We start from the raw sequence: 20,827 nt of genomic DNA on the forward strand, positions 1-20,827 counted from the left end.
CCTTTGATAGGCTCATAGTTCCTTTAGTATCCTTACCATCTTCATTATATAGCTTGATTAATCTATCGGAATTTAATACCTCCCTTAGCAGTTTTGACTTTTCTGCTTCTTCTGGAATTTCTTTGACGGCTTTTTCTATATCCAATTTAGTAAAAATAGATTGATGACGAATAATACGATTTAATACTCCATCGCTATTCTTAACAATCTCAAGATGAGCAAGCCGGCATATTTTATTTTGCTCAGATATTTCATTAATAATACTTCTCATTCTAGTAGGACCAACATGCTGCTGTGGCATAAAACTTATCGGGTCTACTCTGATTTCTAAACCTAACTGAACAAAATATTTATTGATTACTTCTTTAGCTCTTTCAGCCAATTCTTCTCTCCATCATGTGGCTGATGAATATCAACCTGAACTCCTAGGCCATTCTCTACCCACCCCATCTCTTCGATGATGTCATGAGTAATTGCTATTCTATCTTGTAAATCTAATTCCTTATCATCAGGTAGCGCTATTACTACATCTTTTAATAATTGACTATTTTTCCTCCTCTCTATAACGTTCTACTTCATTCATCAAGATCCTTGAGTCTTTGAATTTGTGATCTACATAATTAGGTAATAATATTGCATGGTAAACATTATCGCCTTTTTTGCTAAAATTATAAGTAATGTTAGTTCTCTCATCTTTAATAATCAGCCTGGCATTATAAGCAGCTTTCAAACAAGCATTTTTACCTTCACTCCTACTTACTATTTCTACTCTTGCAAACTGTATCGCCATGGTTTGTTAATTCTAATAATGTTCAATCCATCATTGACATTACCATGCAATTTTAAAATCATCCACTGAATCTAAAACATATGAACCAGCAAGCAAATAATAAACCTTTAGGTTTATATATTGCGTGGTACTTTGTTTATGCAACAAGTACCAACCTCCTATTCATTCCTTTTGTACATAGTTGATGAATAATCATCATCTTTAATTTGTTTTTGTTGATCTTAGTTTTGCTGATTCGGTTAGGTATAGGGATTATCTTAATTTTGAATGGCTTGTTATTCTACCAATATGTCAGACTTTACAAGCTTACAAGTTGTATCAAACATTAGTCTGTTTTAGAAAAATTTGTAGAATTTCCTAGTACTTATAAATGAAGTTGACTTCCATAATTTATTGATTATTCATGATGATTATAACAATCAAAAATGAAAACTATCTATATGGATAATGTCATAAAACGTAGATTAAAATTAGAACAAAAAAACTCAAATTATTACTGAAGAAGCAAGACTTAAAATTCAAGAAAGAAAAGCTCGTACCCGTCGTTTAATTGAAATCGGTGGCTTAGTTATTAAAGCTAAACTTGATGATTTACCCACTAACAGTTTACTAGGTGCTTTTGTTTCTTTAAAAGAAAAATTAATACAACATCCGAGTATCCAAGATCACTGGACTAAAATCGGCAAAAATATTTTTGATAATCACGAATTAAGATAATTTTATATTAATATCATATATAAAATTTTTAATATTTTAATTAAGGAGTAGATAAATTATATAACATCTGATACCCTAATATTATAGGCTATTTAACACGGTCAAGTAATGATAGAATATATTAAACATAATGAAGGAACATTTACTTCATTAACAACAGAACAAAAAAAGCTGTAGGATTATTATCAATTGGAACATTTTTAGAATATTTTGATTTGATGCTCTATGTTCATATGACAGTTTTACTTAATGAGTTATTTTTTCCTAAAGCATCCCCTCATACTTACTCAAGCTATTTACTCTGCTTTTGCGTTCTGTTCTACTTATGTGATGAGACCTGTTGGAGCCATAATTTTTGGCTTAGTTGGTGATATGATTGGTCGTAAAGCAACGGTAATTATTACTACATTCTTAATGTCGTCTTCATGTCTTGCAATGGCTCTTGTCCCAACTTATGCTGAAAAAGGACTCATTGCTACTGTAATAGTTATAACATGTCGTATTATTCAAGGCCTATCTTCTATGGGTGAAATAGTTGGATCACAACTATACTTACTAGAAATCACAAAACCTCCTATACAATATCCTATTGTTTTAATGACATCAGTATTTGCTAATTTAGGAGGAATGATAGCCTTAGCTGTTGCATCTTTAGTCACCTCATTTGGATTTAATTGGCGTATAGCATTTTGGCTTGGAACTATAATAGCAATTGTTGGAGCAATTGCTAGAACTGCTTTACGAGAAACTCCTGAATTTGCTGATGCAAAACGTCGTGTTAAGAAAAATATTGCTTTAATACAAAAAACTACAGATAATCCATTAAAAGATAATCTTATTTACAATGAAAGGGTCAATCTAAAAACAGTTTTCTTTTTATTATTAATATCATGTGGTTGGCCAATATGTTTTTATTTTACTTATATTTATTGTGGTGAAATTTTAAAAAATTCTTTTAATTTTACAGCAGAACAGGTTATTCATCACAATTTCATTGTCGCAATAGTGAATTTTTGTGCTTACTTAATATTAACTTATTTAAGTTATATTATATACCCATTAAAATTCTTAAGATTAAATTAGTAATATTTTTTATTTTTGCTCTAATTTGTCCTTATTTACTAAATAATATTACTACTTCTGTTCATTTGTTCTTAATTCAATCATTTGTAATGTTATTTTTTCTTAGTGCCAATCCAGCTATGCCAATTTTTCTAAAACATTTTCCAGTTTTTAAACGATTTAGAACAGCAAGTATAATTTTTGCTTTATCGACTGTTTCCATGAATATTATTATATCTTTTGGTCTTGTATATTTAACAAAATATTTTGGCCATTGGGGAATACAAATGATACTATTTCCAATAATAATAGGATTTACACTTGGATTAAATTATTTCAATAATTTAGAAAAAAATAAAACATCATGTTTATTTTAGAAACAAAAATAGAAGAATTTATTTTAAATAATTCAGATCTAAAAGATGTTCATGCTGCGACCATATTTGCTTTTGATGATAAAAAATTAATAACATCATTTTTTGGTAAAACACGATCTGAATCAGGTAAGTCAGAAGAAAATAATAGCATTTGGATCAGTTTAGGATTTAAAAGTAATAATCATTATCAATGGACTACTCCAGAAAGAATCGTTTCACCGCAATATTTCCGTGATCATCATATCCCTCTAAAGCAAGATAATGGGATAATCAGTTGTGGAAATCCAGTAATTACTTTCTTTAATAATCAGTTACTCATTTTTAGTAAAATTGAACCTTATCCAAGAACATGGAGTGGAATATTATCTCGTTCTTATGATCAGGGATTAACATGGCAAAAACCAGAACTATTAAATGGTATTCTAGGACCAGCACGTAATAAGCCACTAATTTATGAAAATAATATTTTATCTCCGTGTTCTCGAGAAAGTTGTATTGATGATTTTTCATATATAGAATATTCATCAGATTTACATACATGGAATTTAAGTAATCCTATATTACCATCCAACCCTCAAATTTTTCAAAAAGGTTACAGAGGTTTTATACAGCCAACTTTAGTTAGTAGTAATTTACCAAATAAAATCATAATGTCAGTAAGACCTAGAAAAACTGATTCCTTAATGTCTACTTACATACACAGATCAATATCCATAAATAATGGAATATATTGGAGTAATTTAGAACCAGTAAACTTATTAAACCCTGATAGTGCCATTGATGCCATTAATTTAGGTGATGATACATTACTACTTACATATAATCGAGTAATCAATAATCATAAATCACGAAATATATTAAGTGTAGCTACATCCTATGATGAGGGGTTAAATTGGCACCCTATCACTATTAGAAATTCTATCTATCCTGAAGGGGATATAGAACATAGTAATATCCTATCTGAAGAATATTCATATCCTGCTATTATTATGAGTCCTGATAATAATGAAATTCATGTAATATATACATTTAATAGAATTAACATAAAACATAAAGTATTTCAATTATTACCAAAATAATCTACTTTATAAATAATCAAGTAGTATGCTAAATTATATTTATAGATTTAGTGTTATGTTTAAAACAACTCCAAAATTTTCTAAGATTATTAGTGCATAATGTGTTTTCCATTAATCTATTTTTATATGTAATATTTAAACATAATCTATAAAAGTATTTTTCTAGTGATGAAATGCCCAAGTAAGGCATCAAAACAATAAAACTTATTAAAGTTTCATTTACAATTTTCTTAGCTTTTTCAGGAGATTTAGCACCTATTGTCTGTATATTATGCAGCCTATCAAATAACTTTATCAGAAGTACATCATGTTTCTTCTCTTTGTATAACATCTCTACCATTTCAGCAGAACTAATCTTTATACCATTCTCCTTAATTCTCGTCAAATCCATTACTTGATTGGCTATATTCTCTCCAAATTCTTGTAATATTTGCTCCTTGGTAAGTTCTGTATCCTCTATAGTATCATGCAATATACTAGTAACTAGTATATCTGTTCTAAATAAGTAATCTGATATCATATATGCTACTTCTATCGGATGTGAGTAAAATGGTTCTCCTGATTGACGCATCTGACTACCATGATATTTCTTAGCATAGTATATAGCTTTCTTTACCTCTAATACACCTACTGGTGGAACTTTTACTACACTATTTAAATATATTACTTTATCTAACAACTTCTTAGCATAAATACATATCTCAAAATTTGTTTGATAACCTTCTATCTTTTTCATTAATGCTTATTAATTATTTTCAATACTTTTTACCTAAATTTTCCAAGTAATCCTATATCTTTTGATTATATGATTATATATATAACAGCTATGATTTCTCCACCAGCATATGATCCAACAAAAAAGCCAGTTTTTCATACCTACCACTATGCTCGTTCAGCAACATTGTTATCAATCTCTATTTTACCATTATCTAAAAACCTCATTACAGAGTTGCCTCATTATTTAGAGAACATAAGCAATAGCTCTATTCTTGGCACTTTTTTAAGTAGTATATGATACAATATCTCTTGTTAACTCTGTTGGTTTTATAAAAAAGTTATCTTGTTGAACCGTAAAAACAAATTCATTATTAACAAAACAGTTATTTTATTGTTGTTTATCTTGTATACCAACATCATAATTATTGAGTCTTGTTAAACCATCTATTGGTATAACAGTATCAAAGGATTTTATTATTATTAGATCTCTTGCGAAACTGGAGTTTAAAAAATAAAAGTTAGTTGTAACTTCATATACTTTGATCTTACATTATAACTATGTCTATAAACCACACATTTTTTCCACTATATTCCACAATTTAACTGATACGTAAATCACCGCACAAATTGATTATATTGTCTGTCTGATAATCTGGTAACATTGTTTCTAAATTAATGTCTGCACCGCCTAATATGAAAGATTTTAAAATATTACAATTGTTAAACTCCATAATACTGTTTAATACTGTTTCACCACTATTAGTTTTAGTATTGACATCAGCACCATTGTGAATTAGCAATGATACTAAATCTAAGCTATCAAATATAACAGCATAGTGTAATGGTGTTTCACCACTATTAGTTTTAGCATTAACATCAGCACCATGGGAAATTAGCAATTGTACTAAATATAAGTTACCAGACTCAACAGCATAGTGTAATGCTGTTAGACCATCATCAGTTTTAGCATTGACATCAGCACCACGAACCATTAGCAAAGATACTAAATCTAAGCTACCCAAGCCAACAGCAAAGTGTAATATTGTTTCACCACTATTAGTTTTAGCATTAACATCAGTACCATTGTGAATTAGCAAAGATACTAAATTTAAGTTACCAGATTCAACAGCATAGTGTAATGCTGTTAGACCATCATCAGTTTTAGTATTGATATCAGTACCATTGTGAATTAGCAAAGATACTAAATTTAAGTTACCAGACTCAGCAGCATAGTGTAATGCTGTTAGACCATCATCAGTTTTAGCATGAATATCAGCTTTATTTTTAATCAACCAATTTACTAAATTTAAGTTACCAGACTTAGCAGCATAGTGTAATATTGTTTTAGCATTATTGACATTAGCACCATTGTGAATTAGCAAAGATACTAAATCTAAGTTACCAGACTCAACAGCATAGTGTAATGCTGTTAGACCATTATCGGTTTTAGCATTAACATCAGCACCATAGGCAATTAGTAAGTATACTAAATCTGAGCTACCAAAACTAACAGCATAGTGTAATACTGTTTCACCATTATCGGTTTTAGCATGAATATTAGCTTGATTTTCAATCAACCACTTTACTAAGTATAAGTTACCAGACTTAACAGCATAGTGCAATGGTGTTTCGATACGATCAATTTTAGCATTAACATCAGCACCATTTTTAGCTAATAATTTCGCTAAATCTAAGTTACCATTCTTAGCAACACAGTGTAATGATATTACACCATGACAATTTGTAGCATTAGGATTAGCACCATGTGTGATTAATAATGGCACTGATTCTACACAGCCAAGTTGAAGTCCAAGATGTAATAACTGGTCCTTATTACTATCTGATATATCATTTATTCTCTTATTCAGCTCTGATGGATCTACTAATAAGGTTATTATAGGAAGCATTTGAGTAATGTTTGTGTTTATAGTAGTTGATAAAAATTCCTTTTGACCATATTGTTCCAAAACAACTTTATCGTTTATGGTAGCCAATAATGTATTGTATGTTGTGTTAATTATATCTGTTTTTGGTGAGGGTGGCTTAAATATTGATCTGATATTGGAATCTTCATGTCTCTTTGTATAAGTTATAGTTGCCGGAAAAGCACATTCAGCTAATATTGGTTTGTAAGTGATGTTAATAAAAACACTATTATGTTCGAATAATAGATTACTTACCGGAATCTGTACTACTGCTAAAGGTACTAATTTATATTCTAAAATATTATGCAAATTGAGATTTATATTTAGAGAAAAGTTGTAAGGTATAGTATTAGTGTCTTTTATCAAAAGTGATAAATTATTATTATAATACGTTATATATTCTGGGGTGGTGGTCCGAGACAATGTGCATATTGTAGTGTTATTGACAACAAAATGAGTACTATGTTGAGTGTGGGTAAATGAAGAAAAAGTATTATAAGTACTCACGTTATTGATTATTTTACTGGTAATAGTTACGATGCTTATATCAACATTGAGTATCCTATTACTATAACTTAATGTAATATTACACTGACATTATTATTAGTACGAGATACATAATACTTATTTGCTTTATAAGTGTGATGTGCACTACCGTATTGTGTTTGCCTATGCATAGTGGTAGAGCGTATTTGAAGTTCAATATTACCTTTATTACTACCACCTGATATGACTAAATGTATTGATTGATATCCATTATTCTTGGGATATCTAATATAATCAACAAACTGTGATGTTATGGCATTATAATGTAGATGAATTAATTTAGAAAAATCGTAACATGCTTTTTTATTTGGTACAATTGCTCTAAAAGCCAAAATATCATTAAGTGCTGTAATATGGATATCTTTAACAAGTGTTTTTATCCATATAGAATATGGGGACTTAATTCTGTAGCTTAGGCTTGCTTTTATATTTAGTTTTCTAAATATATTTCTGAATTGCTGTTCTATATTGTGAATTATATTATCTATGTCAGGATATAGCCAATGCATATAATGAAGAATTCTATTACGTTCTTCAGGATATTGAATCTTAAAACATAAATCTTGTAAAAGATAAGCAAGGTCATTGTGTGCTGTATATGATAAAAGATAAGGGATATAACAATTAGTGATGATCTCTGATATATGCTGAACATCGGTATTATTATACTCAAGGTTAAAGATACTCACCTTATGTAATAATGGAACAAGCGAAGTTAATATTGCCGTTTCCTGTAGTTTGGGATTAATAGTTAGTAACAGCTCATGAAAATGAATATATTGCTCAGCATATGGTTTATAGTGAATAGTAGATAATTTATTAATAACATCAACTAGATATATAATATTATTATTAAAATGATTATAATCTTCTAGATTAAGATGTTGTATATTTTCATGTAATAGTACTGCTGTGAATGAGGAAGAATCTAGTTGTAATGCTTTTGTAATGGTATGTATTTGGTCAGGATAGGTTGTTTTATCAGAGCAGTATTGATGGTATAACTCTAAAGCTTGATTAATGCATGAATTATTGGTGATATTTTGATATAACATTATTTACTTAAGCATCTGTGAAAGTGTTGCAAGATAAAAAATTTTTAACCACACTATAAAATCTATATCCTGAAATCGTAATACTTTCATTCTGAAATAAAAATTTTATCTTGCAACATTCTCAGTACATTTAATTTTTTGTAATTTGCAGCTATATTAAAGCAATGTGTATATAATTGCCTTGCAACTCTCGGTACCTTGAGATAAGTAGCAATAGTTAAGAAAAATTGTAAAGTCTCTAAAATTATTTTCCATCCTTTCTCAGGAATTTTAGCTCCGACTGTTTGTATATTATGTAATCGATCAAATAATTTAATTAATAGCAACTCTTTTTTCTTTTGCTGATATAATATTTTAACTATTTCTGCTGAACTAATTTTTTTATCATTTTTAACTCGTGTTAAATCTTCAACTTGATTAGCAATCTTATGGCCAAATTCTTGTATAATCATTTCTTTAGTAAGTAACGTATCTTCAATACAATCATGCAATATGCTAGTTACTATAATATCTGTTCTAAATAAATAATCAGAAACCATGTATGCTACTTCTAAAGGATGTGAGTAATAGAATTCTCCTGTTTCTCTCTTTTGCCTACCATGATACTTTTTAGCAAAATAAATTGCTTTTTTAATTTTATTAAGATTAACCATGTTCTTAGAAATCTTATTAATAAGCATGATCTTCGTTAATAGCCTTTTACTATATCAGCAATTTAATAGAGCTGTAATTTTTACTTTTTCTAATTCAAGATCTATACCCTTAGGTTTTAACTTTCCTATAATAGGATCTATAGTTTTTTGATGATTTTCTTGACTTCTTGCCATATATCCTTCCTTACTATAATTTACTTAAGTGTAACAAGTGAAGCACAATAATCAAGAAAATCATCATTATTAGTTAATGTATAATCATCAAAACCTTATCAATATCAACATTATGTATCATAAATCAGATCATCAAGAAGAGGTAACTTAATTGGTATATTACAGACGATAGTAGTACTTTTACCTTTTTCACTTGTTACTTCAATCTCCCCATTTAGCTCACCAATTAGACGTTTTACAAAACTTAATCCTGATCCAAGTCCATGATATTGTATAGCAACATCAAATTTATCAATCTTTTCATGAAGATGTTGCATGATTTCTTTAGACAGGCCAACGCCACTATCATGCACCATAAATTGGAATACCATTTCTCTGTTTTGTTGTTCTGATTCTGATAATGCAGGACTAATAGCAAACATGTTCACTGTTACCACAACTTTTCCTGCTTTAGTAAAGTTAATAGAATTATCTATTAACTGTTCTAATATTGCTCCTATTCTATAAGTATCACTAATTATAGCATTTGTTAAATCATACTGAAAATTACAAGATAAATTTAATCCCTTACGTTGAGCTATTGGCATCGCTTTATCAATAATCTTATTTACCAACTGTTTTGGATCAAACTTATTTAAAACTATAGGAGGTAATCCAGAATTATTCTGTAGATAACTAAGTATATTGTTATAATAATCCAGTAATTCTTCAGCACAACTTACCACACTAGCTAAATAATCCTTTTTTTCAGGATGATCCTCTATTTCATAAAGGGCTGTTACTAATGAAAAAATCCCATTACATGGAATCTTTAATCCATGTACCATATTTTGCACCACATCTCTTTTAAATAACTCAGATTCTTTCAATTTATTATTTGCTTCTTGTAATTCTAATTTATATTTAATTATATCAGTATAATTTGTGATCGTCGAGTTAATTATATTCTCTTCTTGCTGATATGGTATTAATGTGACAGATATGGGAGATAATTGAAGATTCCAATTTGTTTTAGTAAGATTAGTAACATTATGATTATCTTTTTGTTGATTTTGGTTATTAATTGTCATAGCATTTCCTTGCTGTTAAAGTTAAGAAAACAGCTCAGAGGTTAAGTAGATAAAATTTTGTTGATTTGAATTTAGCCTCTGAACTAGAGTTGCACCACGGCCGCTCTTAACAAGGACAGATATCACCACAATTCTGTGAAGTACAGAGGATTTAAGAGCTTTTTTGACAGATTTTTATACAATTAGGCAAACAGCTGCACAAATGAGACAGTGCTAAATTAATATTGTTTATTATCTCAACTCTTTATCCATTACATATAAATCAAAATCAGCATTAATTATGCTATAAAAAACACCAAAATCTCTTGTAATACAGTATTTTGCTAGTATTTAAGCCTATTTTATACTATAATTTATGGTATAAATATTTTAATCATAATTTCATGTCAGTAAATAACTCAAACAAGGCACAACCATTCTTACAATGGGTTGGTGGTAAAAGAAAAATTGCCAATCAATTAATTAAGTTTCTTCCATCACTACTAAATAATTACTATGAACCATTCCTTGGTGGTGGGGCTTTATTTTTTCAAATTAGAGATAAATTTAAACAATGCTATTTTCTGATATTAATCTAGAGCTAGTAACTAGCTATAACACAATAAAGAAGAATCCAGATAAGGTTAGTAAATTACTAGACTCCTATAAAGAAAAACACTCTAAAGAACATTATTATCAAGTTAGAAGTAATAATGGCAGTAACGACCCAACAAAGATTACCGCAAGATTTATCTATCTTAATAGATATTCATTTAAAGGTATTTACCGGATTAATATTGATGGCAAACCAGCTCAAACTTTCTCTGGTAGGAATTATAGTAAATCTGATATTGCCTTTAAATTAAAACAGTGTAGTCAGCTTTTAGCTGGTACATCTATTTGTGCTATGGATTTTTCTTTCATTGAACCACAAAAAGATGATTTTGTTTATTTTGATCCTCCTTATCATAAATCAGGTGAGAAGTTTTATACCAGATTACCCTTTGATGAAAATGAGCAAACGAGACTTAAAGATTTTGCTACAGAACTCAATGATAAAAATGTTAAAATAATGATTTCTAATAGTGACACTCCTTTTATTAGAAACTTATACAAAAATTTTAATATTAGTACTATTAAGGTTAAATATTCCATGCCTGAACACAATAAAATATCTGATGAAGTAGTTATTACAAATTATCAATTACCACAATAATTTAGTTATATTCAAACTTGATTAATTCAAAGCAATAATCTTGAGTTTCAAAAGCTTCTTCTAGATCTTGCATATGACGATTCCTAACATAATAATCATTAAAAGCTGATATTGATTTAAGGATTATTTTCTTATTGATTATATCTTCCTTTACCACTACTAATTTACTCAATACCCCAAAATCAATATATTGGTTATAACGTTCAATAAGAAATTTCCGTACCCTGTATCATACTGAATTAGGATTTAATTGTTTGCTAAGCTGCAGTAGATAATCTTATTTTTCATCTTTAGTATTATTCTGCTTCGCTTCAAGCTCAGTAAATGGTATGATTTGTAACTGCCTAATACTACTGCCATAGATCATTTGTATTTGCTGTAGTATTTTATCTTGGGTATATTCTGAAAGCGTAATGTTTTTAAGCAATTTTATTTGATAGCTATTACCTACTACCCCAATAAAGCAGCAACAGCTTAGTAATTCATAAGCTGTATCAGGATCAAAAATACCGACGATTTTACGTTTTAACTGAGCTTGCAAGCTAGTATCAAGGCTGTTTTCTATCTTATCTAGATATCGCTCTTTAGTGTTGTTTAAGTCACTAGATTTAAACTGAAATGTAGCACTATTAGCTTTAGTAGTTTCACGTAACTCATGAGCTAAAGCTTTAGCCATATAGTTTAGTAACACTTTCTTATGGCCAAAATGGTGATTGGAATATTCTCCTGCAAGCTTTAAGAGTAATTTATTAATAAATTCCAGATTAAATTCACGCTTTGATTTTACTTGCAGTAAATCAGCATCTTCTTGGCTTAATGGATAAAAATCTGCTAATTTCTTTCTTTTGAACCAGCCTTTATGATTAACGGCATTCATTGCTACATTATTGCTATTTGATACTGCAACATCATATTTTTTAGAGATTTTATTAATAACTGTTTGTAGTACAGTATTAATTTGCGTAGCACCTGTTGTGATATTAGCACTAGATACACTGGTATTATCAGCTTGTTGTTGAGTGTTGCTTGGGCTTGCTGTTTTGAATTGTAAATTTGTTTCAAGTTGTTGTTCTTGTAACTGAGTTTGGTTATTATGATTAAATTTATTTTTTTCATTTTGAAAAATTGTAGATTTGCTAGATCTAGATTTATTAGATATATTTTTATTATTATCTATATATATTGTCTCATCCAAACTTTTTTGGGGTTGAGGCAAAATTTCTTTGGGTTTCACCCCAAAGTTTTTTGGAGTAGGTACAAAATTTTTTTCATTTTCAGATGGTATTTTGCTAGAAGCAGGTTGGAAATTTCTAGCTAGCTTAATACAAGGAGTATTACGGCATTTAATGCCATATTTCACGACTGTTGCTTTATAAACTTCAATAAAGCCGCTCTTTTTTAACTCAAGTAGACACTGTCTTATACGTTCTTGACAAACACCGAGAGACTCTTGAAAGAAATTATAGGTTTCCTGAAGTTCATCAATGCTATTATTATGATAGATTTGCATGCGGAAGACTATTAGAGATAGTAACTGTCTTGCAGTCTTACTTAATATCTTACCATTACTCGAGACCAGATTACTCCATTCAGGAGGGATAAAATTACCAACAAAATTGTAGAAGATAGTGAGATTATTATCATGCTCATCATGGATTACACAATCAGGAGTGAAATGTGAGCAGCATATAGTGTGCATAAGACCTCAACTTAAACATCAGGTTTAATCGAGGTAATAAGGCAATTAAAGCAGTATTTTTAAAAATGTGAGGAGCATATAAGCAGCATACAGAGTAGGGAGGTAAAATTAGTAGATTATGAAAAGCTTGGAGGTAAGGTGGTGGGTGATAGTGGACTTGAACCTCTGACCTTTACGATGTCAACGTAATGCTCTAACCAACTGAGCTAATCACCCTTAGAGGTATCTGTAAAGTAATTTTAACTGATAATTAAAGAACTTATTATAGCGAAAACTAATAAGTTTTTTGCTGGAATAGCTAGTTACTATTTCAAAAAAACTTATAATTTGTAGCAAAAAAGAACTTAATTAGCTTTAAAACTATTTTACAGATAGCCTCTTATAATTTTAAATTCTATGTTTATTGCATAATGTACTAGATTTCAAGCTTTATTTCCATTATTTATAATATTTTATTATTTAGTCTATAATTTTATGGTGGATTTAAAAACTAAAGCCTTTGATATTTCTCAAAATTTTACTATTTCTCTTGATGGTCCTGCTGCTTCAGGTAAGGGGACTATCGGTTTAATACTGGCAAAGAAATTTTCTCTTAAATATTTTCAGTCAAGTATTGTTTATAGGCAGCTTGCTTTTGACTGTATTAGTCAAAAAATAGATATCACTGATATAGATGCAGTAATTGCTTTATCTAAAGAATTAAAGCTCGATAATACTAGACATCTTTCCAAAGTCGCTTATAGAGAGGAATTTAAAGAAGACACGGAACGCAGCACCGCAGCGTACACAAGCGATCGCGCAGATGCGAGTCTAGGCTCGATGTATAAATTACCTCTAGAAGTAGAGTTTGGGAAGATGTCTAACCTTGACTTAGAGAATGAGAATATAGGAGATATAGCATCGCAAATTGCTGTAATAAGTGAAGTTAGAAATAATTTAAAGAAATACTTGATTAATCTAGTAAAAACAACGCCTAGAATCATTATGGAGGGTAGGGATATAGGCACTGTTATTGCACCTGACGCCAATTTAAAGATTTTTATAACCGCAAATCCTCAAATTAGGGCTGAAAGACGATATAAACAGTTGCAAGCAAAAGGAAAAACATGTATACTCGATGAGATTTTACGGCAAATAATTTTGCGAGATAAAAGAGATAAAGAGCGAAAAGCTGCACCGTTATTACCAGCTTCAGATGCTTTAATTATCGATACTTCAGAGCTTTCGGCAATGGAAGTCGTAGGAGAAGTAACAAATTACATAAAGAATAAAATAACTTGAAAGTAACTAGTCTTGTTGCCTGGCTCAAAAAACTTATCTGTCACCCCATGGCTTGACCACGGGGTCTAGCTTAAAATACTAATTGGTATTTTAAATTGTTTTTTTGGATACCGTGGTCAAGTCACGGTATGACATTTTGAGTACTTTTTGGTCCATGCAACAAACTTCATACAACTTTTAAAGTGCTAGGTTATTTTATTCAATTTTATTAACCTTTTAAAAAAATTTATTAGTTTAGGCTCTGTGAACATTTCTAATTGATTTGCTATTTTGAGGTATTTTTTAGCAAAAATTAATAAGATTTTTGCCGGAATAGTTATTCATATTTCAAAAAAATTTTATAATTTGCAGCAAAAAATAACCAAAATTAAATCTTTTTAGAAATGTTCATAGAACCTAGGGCACTTTAGCTAATATTACGAGAAAAATATGCCAATAAAACTAAAACAACGATTTGTTCCACAACTTGCAACAATTAATCACGAATTTAAAGAAGATTTTTCTAAAATGCTTGAAACCGTTGATACAAGTCATATAAAAGAAAAAACGGTAGTTAAAGGTCAAGTAATCGAAATAAAAAACGATATGATTATTGTTGACGTTGGATTAAAAAATGAAGGTAGAATACCTAAGTCTGAATTTTTAGCTTTACCTGAAGTTGGGGACGTAGTTGAAGTTTTCATCGAGAAAATTGAAGGACGTAACGGCAGAACGATATTGAGCCGTGAAAAAGCAGTTAAAGAAGAATTATGGGGACAACTAGAAATCATGTGTTCCAAGGGCGAATTTGTCGACGGTACGATTTTCGGTCGTGTGAAAGGAGGCTTTACCGTGGATTTATCCGGTGTAGTAGCATTCTTACCGGGAAGCCAAGTTGACGTTAGACCTATTAAAGATCCTACTTCTATAATGAATATCAAGCAGCCGTTTAAAATTTTAAGCATGGATAAAAAGCTTGGTAATATAGTAGTTTCAAGAAGAGCTATCTTAGAAGAATCACGTTCCGAAGCTAGAGATGAGATGCTATCTAAAATTAAAGAAGGCATGGTGTTAGAAGGAACTGTAAAAAACATTACTGATTACGGTGCATTTATCGATCTTGGAAGTGTTGACGGTTTATTACATTTAACCGATATTTCTTGGGGAAGAGTTAACCATCCTTCAGAAATGTTAGAATTTAACCAAAAGGTTAAAGTAATGGTTGTTAAGTTTGATGAAAAAACCAAAAGAATATCACTTGGTATAAAACAACTTGATTCTAACCCATGGGAAGCAATTAAAGAAGAGTTCCCGGTCGGCAAAAAAATGACGGGTAAAGTTACAAATTTTGCTGATTACGGCGTATTTATAGAGTTAAAAGACGGGCTAGAAGGACTTGTTCATTCAAGCGAAATTAGTTGGTTAAAATCTAATCAGAATCTTAGAAAAACGCTAACTATCGGTCAGGAAGTAGAATTCGTAGTTTTAGAGGTTGATACCGAAAAGCATCGTGTTTCTTTAAGTATTAAACAATGCCAAGAAAATCCTTTAATAAAGTTCGCTGAAAATAATCCTGTTGGTACTGTAATTAAAGCACCGATTAGAAATATTACGGATTTCGGTATTTTTGTTGCACTCGGTAATAATATGGACGGCATGATTCATGAAGGTGATATTAGCTGGGAAGATAAAGGAACGGATCTATTAAAATCATACAAAAAAGGTGACGAAATAGAATGCAAAGTTCTAGCCATTAATATTGAAAAAGAACAAGTTAGTTTAGGTGTAAAACAATTGTCGCCGAATCCATATCAAGAAATCAGTGATGAATATAAAAAAGGCACAATAGTTAAAGCCCTTATAACAGAAGTTAAAGATGATGGACTCGAAGTATTATTAAACAATAAAGTAGCAGGTTTTATTAAAAGAACTGAACTATCGGATGAAAAAGACGAGCAGAAGCCTGAAATGTTTAAAATAGACGAAGAAATAGAAGCAAAAGTTGTTTCTATCGAGAAATCAACCGGTAGAATTTTATTATCGGTAAAAACTCATAAAATAGCAGAACGTCAAAAAGCTCTCAAAGAATATGGTTCTAGTGATAATACTACCAATATGGGAGATATACTTGCTAATGCTTTAGAAGATAAGAAGTAATAATCTATAAGTCATTGCGAGGAGAAACTGTAAGTTTCGACGAAGCAATCTCAGGAGTTCTATGCTACTTCATGAGATTGCCACGTCGGTTATTAAAATAACCTCCTCGCAATGACGAAAAGCTATTTAATTCATCAATTTCAGGAGAAAATATTAATGTCGTATGTACCGATAGTAATTGAACAAACATCACACGGTGAACGTGCTTATGATATATATTCAAGATTGCTAAAAGAACGTATAATCTTTGTATGTAGTACTGTTGAAGATCATATGGCAAACTTAATTGTTGCACAATTATTGTTTCTTGAAGCAGAAAATCCTAAAAAAGATATATATATGTATATCAATTCCCCCGGAGGAGTTGTAACCGCAGGTCTTGCGATTTATGACACAATGCAATATATAAAACCTAAAGTGGCTACATTATGCATAGGTCAAGCTTGTTCTATAGGTTCACTTTTACTTTGCGGAGGCGAGAAGGGAATGCGTTATAGTTTACCTCATAGCCGTATTATGATCCATCAACCGTCAGGAGGTTATAAAGGACAAGCTACCGATATAGAAATCCACGCTCAAGAAACCCTAAAAATCAAAAGGTTACTTAACGAATTGTATAGTAAACATACTAAACAAGAGTTAAAACATATCGAAAAAAGTATGGAACGTGATAATTTCATGTCACCGGAAGAAGCAAAAAAATTTGGAATAATGGATAATATAATTTCTTCTAGAGATGCTATGACAATGTCAGCAAAATAAAGATTAAATTTTATAAAAAAATCTTATAGATTTAGTTTTATTATTATATAAGAGAATTAATTTGTTATAGTCAATTCAGTGGGATTTGCATATAAGGAGCGAGGGAGTTAAGCCTAAATAATGGGATAGCGACGAGTGACGATGTAGGCGAGTCCAAATCAATTGACTATATTGGGGTCATAGCTCAGTTGGTAGAGTGTTTGAATGGCATTCAAAAGGTCGGGGGTTCGACTCCCCCTGGCTCCACCATGTCTTATTTCTATTTCAATTTATAAATACTTCAAACAGTAAACATATTATAAACTAAGGACTTTTTACTATCCAAAAAAAGTTAGATAATATTCAATCTTATCATAATTCCTTTTTAGATTAGTTTTAACTTACTTAGTGAATTAATAAGAGGCTATAAAATGAATAAAGTAATTACACAATTATCAGAAATTAAATTAGTTGGTATTACAGCCCGCACCTCAAACGCTGCAGAAATGAACGCTGATACTGCAAAAATAGGAATAACAATGCAGCGATTTTTTGCAGACAAGCTACAAGACAAAATCCTAAATAGACAAACTCCGGAAAAAGTTTTTGCAGTTTATACAAATTATGAAAGTGATGCTACCGGGGAATATACTTATTTTCTTGGAGAAGAAGTTACCTCTTTTAAGAATATAGATAAAGAGTTTTCAACTCTTACTATTCCAATGCAAACTTATACAAAATTTACATCCGATCCTGATCAAATGCCTAAAGTTGTTATTGATATGTGGCAAAAAATATGGAATATGGATGCGGCAATGTTAGGAGGGGAAAGAGCTTACATAGCTGACTTTGAAATATATGATGAAAGAAGTAGTGATCCACATAATGCAGTAGTTGATATTTATATTGGCATTAAATTAAACTAGGATATATGCTTTATCGACAAGTTTTAAAAATAACTCGTTTTCTATTCCATCCTCAAGATTCCAACAGATAGCAAGCATAAGCTGGACAAAATACCAGATTCTAATCTCTTGTATATGAATATACATTTTGAAAAAGCTAATTTAACTCATAAAGAAATTATTTTTAATTGGTTAGAAGAGCCTCATATAAAAGAATTTTGGGACAATAGTCAAGAACATAAGAATGACATTTTGAATTTTATTACCGGCAGAAAACAGCATTATTTTTACGGGACAACTAATTATTGGACTGGTTTTATAAATAATGAACCATTTTGTTTTATCTTATCAGATATACTTGAAAAAGACCAAAATTTATCTGATATTCAACGAAAATATTTGTCTAAATCAGGTCATACGATAACTCTTGATTTCGGTATAGGTAATAAAAACTTCTTAGGCAAAGGGCTTGCTAGCTCTACTTTAGAAGCTTTTATAAAATTTTACCACAAACATATTAATCCACTAAGCAATACTTTCTTTATTGATCCTGATGAAAATAATCATTCTATAATATCGCATCTTAACTCCTCATCCGGTGCTAAACTTGTTATAGAAGGTCCTTCTAAATAGGGTTTTATAAACTCTAAATCTTTAGTAGCAGAGTGTTCTTTTACGGCAAATAAATATACCGCATCCTTTAAGGTTAATTCATTTGGTATAGGAATATCGATACTAATGGGCAAAAACGCTTGCATTAACACATTTCTTTTATTTTCTTCTTCAGCTTGTTTTTTCTGTTTTCTAATTTCTTTACAATTAGAACAGGAACAATGTAGATGATCGATATGATTACATAAAGGACAGAATGAGTTAACACTTACTATATTACTATCACCATTAGTATAACTTCTGCTTCTAAATTCACTCACTAAATTTATATCCAAACAATATTTACAGAACAATTCATTATGAACTAGAGGGGGAAAGAGTTTAATTAACATGCTAGGATATACATTAATCTCAAATTCTTCTAATAAATCTGGTATTTTTTCGTAATTATAATAACGTCTTATTAATTCTTTAATTTGTGTTTCACTTAAATGCGATAAATCTTTATGAGCCATAACTTAATATAAATTAATTGATTATTAGGTATATAATTGTAACTTATAAAATTACGGCTATAATAGAGAAAGTAATATAAATATACAACTATTTTTATTATAAAAGTAAAAATAGAAATTAAAAGACTATCAATATGAGGTAATTAGTAGACGATAAGCTCTCTTGAAAGCTTTTAGACTTTATAAATGTAATAACAAATGCATATGAAACTTTTAAAGGCTCGACAGTGGAAACCTTGATTACTATTTGACTTTCCGGTTCGATAAACTACAAAAATTGGCTAACTGTCCAGACTAGAGCGTGGTATGTTAGTATTACAGAAAAAAGATATTTTTGTTTAGGTAAAGTTGATGGTAATATTTTAACAGTCCGTCCATTTTACGTTCCGAGATAATCATACAAGAATTTTTGTAGCAGGATACTGGCGTAAAGGTAAGAGGATTTATGAGCAAGAGAATAAAATATACTGATGGGGAAATAGATGAAGTAAAAATAGTAAAAGATTTCTTGCCGCACCCTAGAGAACTTTTATTAAAAGATGATTCAGTAAAAGTAACCATTTCTTTAAGTAAAGATAGCGTAGAATTTTTTAAATCAGAAGCAGCAACTGTACATGTTCCTTATCAAAAAATGATTAAGATTTTATTAGACTGAAATTACCGTTTTACTTAAATTAGGAAACTTCTTTGCTAACCTTATTTGTAGCGATCTTCTTTTTTAGGTTAAACTGAAATTTGCATCGTTGTTTTGCGATCTCATACAGCACAATGCCGGATGATGTACCCAAATTAAGACTTTCAATAATTCCGTACATTGGAATGTTAATACAAAAGCTACTTCTCTCGACAGCAGTTTTGCTAATTCCTACTCCTTCGTTTCCAAACCAAACTGCAAGCTTTTTATACTTAGTGTAATCATGTTCATGAAGCACTACATTTTTGTATCCTTTCATGTGAGGAGAAGTAATGACTGAAACAAAACTTTCCTTCTCCAAATGATCCATACAGCTATTTGTGTCTTTGAAAATCTTTACGAAACTCCATTTGATGTCAGAGACGGATATAGCATTGAGTTTTGGCTCTGTACGCATTTCTTCCCATGTGTCAGGCAATAGTTTTTGATTGGTAACAATATAAGCTTTTTCAATCCCAAGTGCGTTAACATTTCGAATGATGGTGCCAATATTTTTTATATTATCAGGGTTCTCAATTACGGCGATCAAGTTCTTGCACCTAAACTCTTTAATTTTATTAGCTCTTGTGCGAAGAGTCGGTTTAGACTTTTGTTTTTCTTCCATAATATATTAAATAGATTTATAAAAATAGAAGCATAGCAATTATTCCTGATAAAATTATAAAAGATGCTAATGCATAATAACAAAAGAAATATTATTATGGCGGAGAGAGGGGGATTCGAACCCCCGACACGTTGCCGTGAACACGCTTTCCAGGCGTGCGCCTTAAACCACTCGGGCCATCTCTCCAAAATTTTTAGCATTGCCCGTGTGGCTTCCTATGTCATTCTCGCAAGGCGTTTGCATGGATACTTAATCGTCATTGCGAGCAGCCGTAGGCTGC

Annotated in this window: 14 protein-coding genes, 3 tRNA genes and 6 pseudogenes; 11 read left to right on the plus strand and 12 right to left on the minus strand. The window is 30.4% G+C overall.

Annotated features, from left to right (window positions below; translation table 11 throughout):
* A pseudogene (locus MB29_RS11120) lies at positions 1 to 790 on the minus strand (MobA/MobL family protein); the annotation flags it as partial.
* Positions 791 to 1,230: 440 nt separating this feature from the next.
* Here MB29_RS11120 and MB29_RS09510 point away from each other — a divergent pair.
* The 3 genes and pseudogenes from MB29_RS09510 to MB29_RS00890 all read left to right on the plus strand — a co-directional run bounded on the left by MB29_RS09510 (position 1,231) and on the right by MB29_RS00890 (position 4,025).
* A pseudogene (locus MB29_RS09510) lies at positions 1,231 to 1,507 on the plus strand (conjugal transfer protein TraD).
* A 249-nt stretch (positions 1,508 to 1,756) separates the two neighbouring features.
* Positions 1,757 to 2,590 carry an MFS transporter gene (locus MB29_RS12260; RefSeq protein WP_233418821.1) on the plus strand — a complete coding sequence of 278 codons (834 nt, stop codon included), beginning with the start codon at positions 1,757 to 1,759 and terminating at the stop codon, positions 2,588 to 2,590.
* 343 nt (positions 2,591 to 2,933) lie between these two features.
* Entirely contained in the window at positions 2,934 to 4,025 is a 1,092-nt protein-coding gene (locus MB29_RS00890; protein WP_032138693.1) for an exo-alpha-sialidase, read from the plus strand.
* A 28-nt stretch (positions 4,026 to 4,053) separates the two neighbouring features.
* Here the strand turns inward: MB29_RS00890 and MB29_RS00895 are convergent, their stop codons facing one another.
* From MB29_RS00895 to MB29_RS00910, 6 genes and pseudogenes are all read right to left on the minus strand, one after another.
* Positions 4,054 to 4,761 carry an HD domain-containing protein gene (locus tag MB29_RS00895; protein WP_032138694.1) on the minus strand — a complete coding sequence of 236 codons (708 nt, stop codon included), beginning with the start codon at positions 4,759 to 4,761 and terminating at the stop codon, positions 4,054 to 4,056.
* 146 nt (positions 4,762 to 4,907) lie between these two features.
* A pseudogene (locus MB29_RS13985) lies at positions 4,908 to 4,970 on the minus strand (hypothetical protein); the annotation flags it as partial.
* A 371-nt stretch (positions 4,971 to 5,341) separates the two neighbouring features.
* Positions 5,342 to 7,033, minus strand: coding sequence for an ankyrin repeat domain-containing protein (locus MB29_RS12265; RefSeq protein ID WP_233418822.1), 1,692 nt, complete (start codon positions 7,031 to 7,033; stop codon positions 5,342 to 5,344).
* Between the two features lie 209 nt (positions 7,034 to 7,242).
* Positions 7,243 to 8,268, minus strand: coding sequence for an HD domain-containing protein (locus tag MB29_RS12270; protein ID WP_233418823.1), 1,026 nt, complete (start codon positions 8,266 to 8,268; stop codon positions 7,243 to 7,245).
* An 86-nt stretch (positions 8,269 to 8,354) separates the two neighbouring features.
* Positions 8,355 to 9,095 (minus strand): annotated as a pseudogene (locus tag MB29_RS07935) (HD domain-containing protein).
* Between the two features lie 110 nt (positions 9,096 to 9,205).
* Positions 9,206 to 10,165: a sensor histidine kinase gene (locus tag MB29_RS00910; protein WP_032138695.1), complete on the minus strand. Its 960-nt coding sequence runs from the start codon at positions 10,163 to 10,165 to the stop codon at positions 9,206 to 9,208.
* Between the two features lie 383 nt (positions 10,166 to 10,548).
* Between MB29_RS00910 and MB29_RS07940 the strand changes: the two are divergent.
* Positions 10,549 to 11,360: pseudogene (locus tag MB29_RS07940) on the plus strand (DNA adenine methylase).
* A 1-nt stretch (position 11,361) separates the two neighbouring features.
* Here MB29_RS07940 and MB29_RS07945 read toward each other — a convergent pair.
* Positions 11,362 to 13,059 (minus strand): annotated as a pseudogene (locus MB29_RS07945) (hypothetical protein).
* Between the two features lie 139 nt (positions 13,060 to 13,198).
* Positions 13,199 to 13,275 (minus strand) — tRNA-Val (locus tag MB29_RS00925).
* Between the two features lie 258 nt (positions 13,276 to 13,533).
* Between MB29_RS00925 and MB29_RS00930 the strand changes: the two genes are divergently transcribed.
* From MB29_RS00930 to MB29_RS00955, 6 genes are all read left to right on the plus strand, one after another.
* Positions 13,534 to 14,340, plus strand: coding sequence for a (d)CMP kinase (locus tag MB29_RS00930; protein WP_032138696.1), 807 nt, complete (start codon positions 13,534 to 13,536; stop codon positions 14,338 to 14,340).
* 429 nt (positions 14,341 to 14,769) lie between these two features.
* On the plus strand, positions 14,770 to 16,476 hold the full coding sequence (locus MB29_RS00935; protein ID WP_032138697.1) for a 30S ribosomal protein S1: 1,707 nt from the start codon (positions 14,770 to 14,772) through the stop codon (positions 16,474 to 16,476).
* Positions 16,477 to 16,632: 156 nt separating this feature from the next.
* Positions 16,633 to 17,238, plus strand: a complete 606-nt coding sequence (clpP, locus tag MB29_RS00940) for an ATP-dependent Clp endopeptidase proteolytic subunit ClpP (protein WP_032138702.1) — start codon at positions 16,633 to 16,635, stop codon at positions 17,236 to 17,238.
* Positions 17,239 to 17,411: 173 nt separating this feature from the next.
* Positions 17,412 to 17,487: transfer RNA gene (locus tag MB29_RS00945), tRNA-Ala, on the plus strand.
* Positions 17,488 to 17,648: 161 nt separating this feature from the next.
* Entirely contained in the window at positions 17,649 to 18,143 is a 495-nt protein-coding gene (locus MB29_RS00950; RefSeq protein WP_032138698.1) for a GyrI-like domain-containing protein, read from the plus strand.
* Between the two features lie 114 nt (positions 18,144 to 18,257).
* Positions 18,258 to 18,755, plus strand: a complete 498-nt coding sequence (locus tag MB29_RS00955; protein ID WP_051965273.1) for a GNAT family N-acetyltransferase — start codon at positions 18,258 to 18,260, stop codon at positions 18,753 to 18,755.
* Here MB29_RS00955 and MB29_RS00960 read toward each other — a convergent pair.
* Complete coding sequence (locus tag MB29_RS00960) at positions 18,686 to 19,249, minus strand: hypothetical protein (RefSeq protein WP_032138699.1); 564 nt, start codon at positions 19,247 to 19,249, stop codon at positions 18,686 to 18,688. The two genes, MB29_RS00955 and MB29_RS00960, sit on opposite strands and share 70 nt — an antisense overlap.
* 445 nt (positions 19,250 to 19,694) lie before the next feature.
* Here MB29_RS00960 and MB29_RS00965 point away from each other — a divergent pair, with 445 nt between their 5' ends.
* On the plus strand, positions 19,695 to 19,904 hold the full coding sequence (locus MB29_RS00965) for a CopG family transcriptional regulator (protein ID WP_032138700.1): 210 nt from the start codon (positions 19,695 to 19,697) through the stop codon (positions 19,902 to 19,904).
* 19 nt (positions 19,905 to 19,923) lie between these two features.
* On the opposite strand, the gene MB29_RS00970 is transcribed toward MB29_RS00965, so the two are convergent.
* A complete protein-coding gene (locus tag MB29_RS00970) occupies positions 19,924 to 20,547 on the minus strand; it encodes a TrmH family RNA methyltransferase (RefSeq protein ID WP_032138701.1) in 624 nt (207 codons plus the stop codon).
* A gap of 97 nt (positions 20,548 to 20,644) precedes the next feature.
* Positions 20,645 to 20,733 (minus strand) — tRNA-Ser (locus MB29_RS00975).
* Positions 20,734 to 20,827: the final 94 nt, after the last annotated feature.

It is taken from the genome of Rickettsia tamurae (assembly GCF_000751075.1).
Taxonomy (GTDB): domain Bacteria; phylum Pseudomonadota; class Alphaproteobacteria; order Rickettsiales; family Rickettsiaceae; genus Rickettsia; species Rickettsia tamurae.

What these genes read in the sequence shown, in the direction of transcription:
- MB29_RS00890 (WP_032138693.1), top strand. Translation starts at nt 2,934, where the DNA reads ATGTTTATTTTAGAAACAAAAATAGAAGAATTTATTTTAAATAATTCA.
- MB29_RS00895 (WP_032138694.1), bottom strand. Translation starts at nt 4,761, where the DNA reads ATGAAAAAGATAGAAGGTTATCAAACAAATTTTGAGATATGTATTTAT.
- clpP (WP_032138702.1), top strand. Translation starts at nt 16,633, where the DNA reads ATGTCGTATGTACCGATAGTAATTGAACAAACATCACACGGTGAACGT.
- MB29_RS12270 (WP_233418823.1), bottom strand. Translation starts at nt 8,268, where the DNA reads ATGTTATATCAAAATATCACCAATAATTCATGCATTAATCAAGCTTTA.
- MB29_RS00910 (WP_032138695.1), bottom strand. Translation starts at nt 10,165, where the DNA reads ATGACAATTAATAACCAAAATCAACAAAAAGATAATCATAATGTTACT.
- MB29_RS00960 (WP_032138699.1), bottom strand. Translation starts at nt 19,249, where the DNA reads ATGGCTCATAAAGATTTATCGCATTTAAGTGAAACACAAATTAAAGAA.
- MB29_RS00930 (WP_032138696.1), top strand. Translation starts at nt 13,534, where the DNA reads ATGGTGGATTTAAAAACTAAAGCCTTTGATATTTCTCAAAATTTTACT.
- MB29_RS00970 (WP_032138701.1), bottom strand. Translation starts at nt 20,547, where the DNA reads ATGGAAGAAAAACAAAAGTCTAAACCGACTCTTCGCACAAGAGCTAAT.
- MB29_RS00935 (WP_032138697.1), top strand. Translation starts at nt 14,770, where the DNA reads ATGCCAATAAAACTAAAACAACGATTTGTTCCACAACTTGCAACAATT.
- MB29_RS00965 (WP_032138700.1), top strand. Translation starts at nt 19,695, where the DNA reads ATGAGCAAGAGAATAAAATATACTGATGGGGAAATAGATGAAGTAAAA.
- MB29_RS00955 (WP_051965273.1), top strand. Translation starts at nt 18,258, where the DNA reads ATGAATATACATTTTGAAAAAGCTAATTTAACTCATAAAGAAATTATT.
- MB29_RS12260 (WP_233418821.1), top strand. Translation starts at nt 1,757, where the DNA reads ATGAGTTATTTTTTCCTAAAGCATCCCCTCATACTTACTCAAGCTATT.
- MB29_RS00950 (WP_032138698.1), top strand. Translation starts at nt 17,649, where the DNA reads ATGAATAAAGTAATTACACAATTATCAGAAATTAAATTAGTTGGTATT.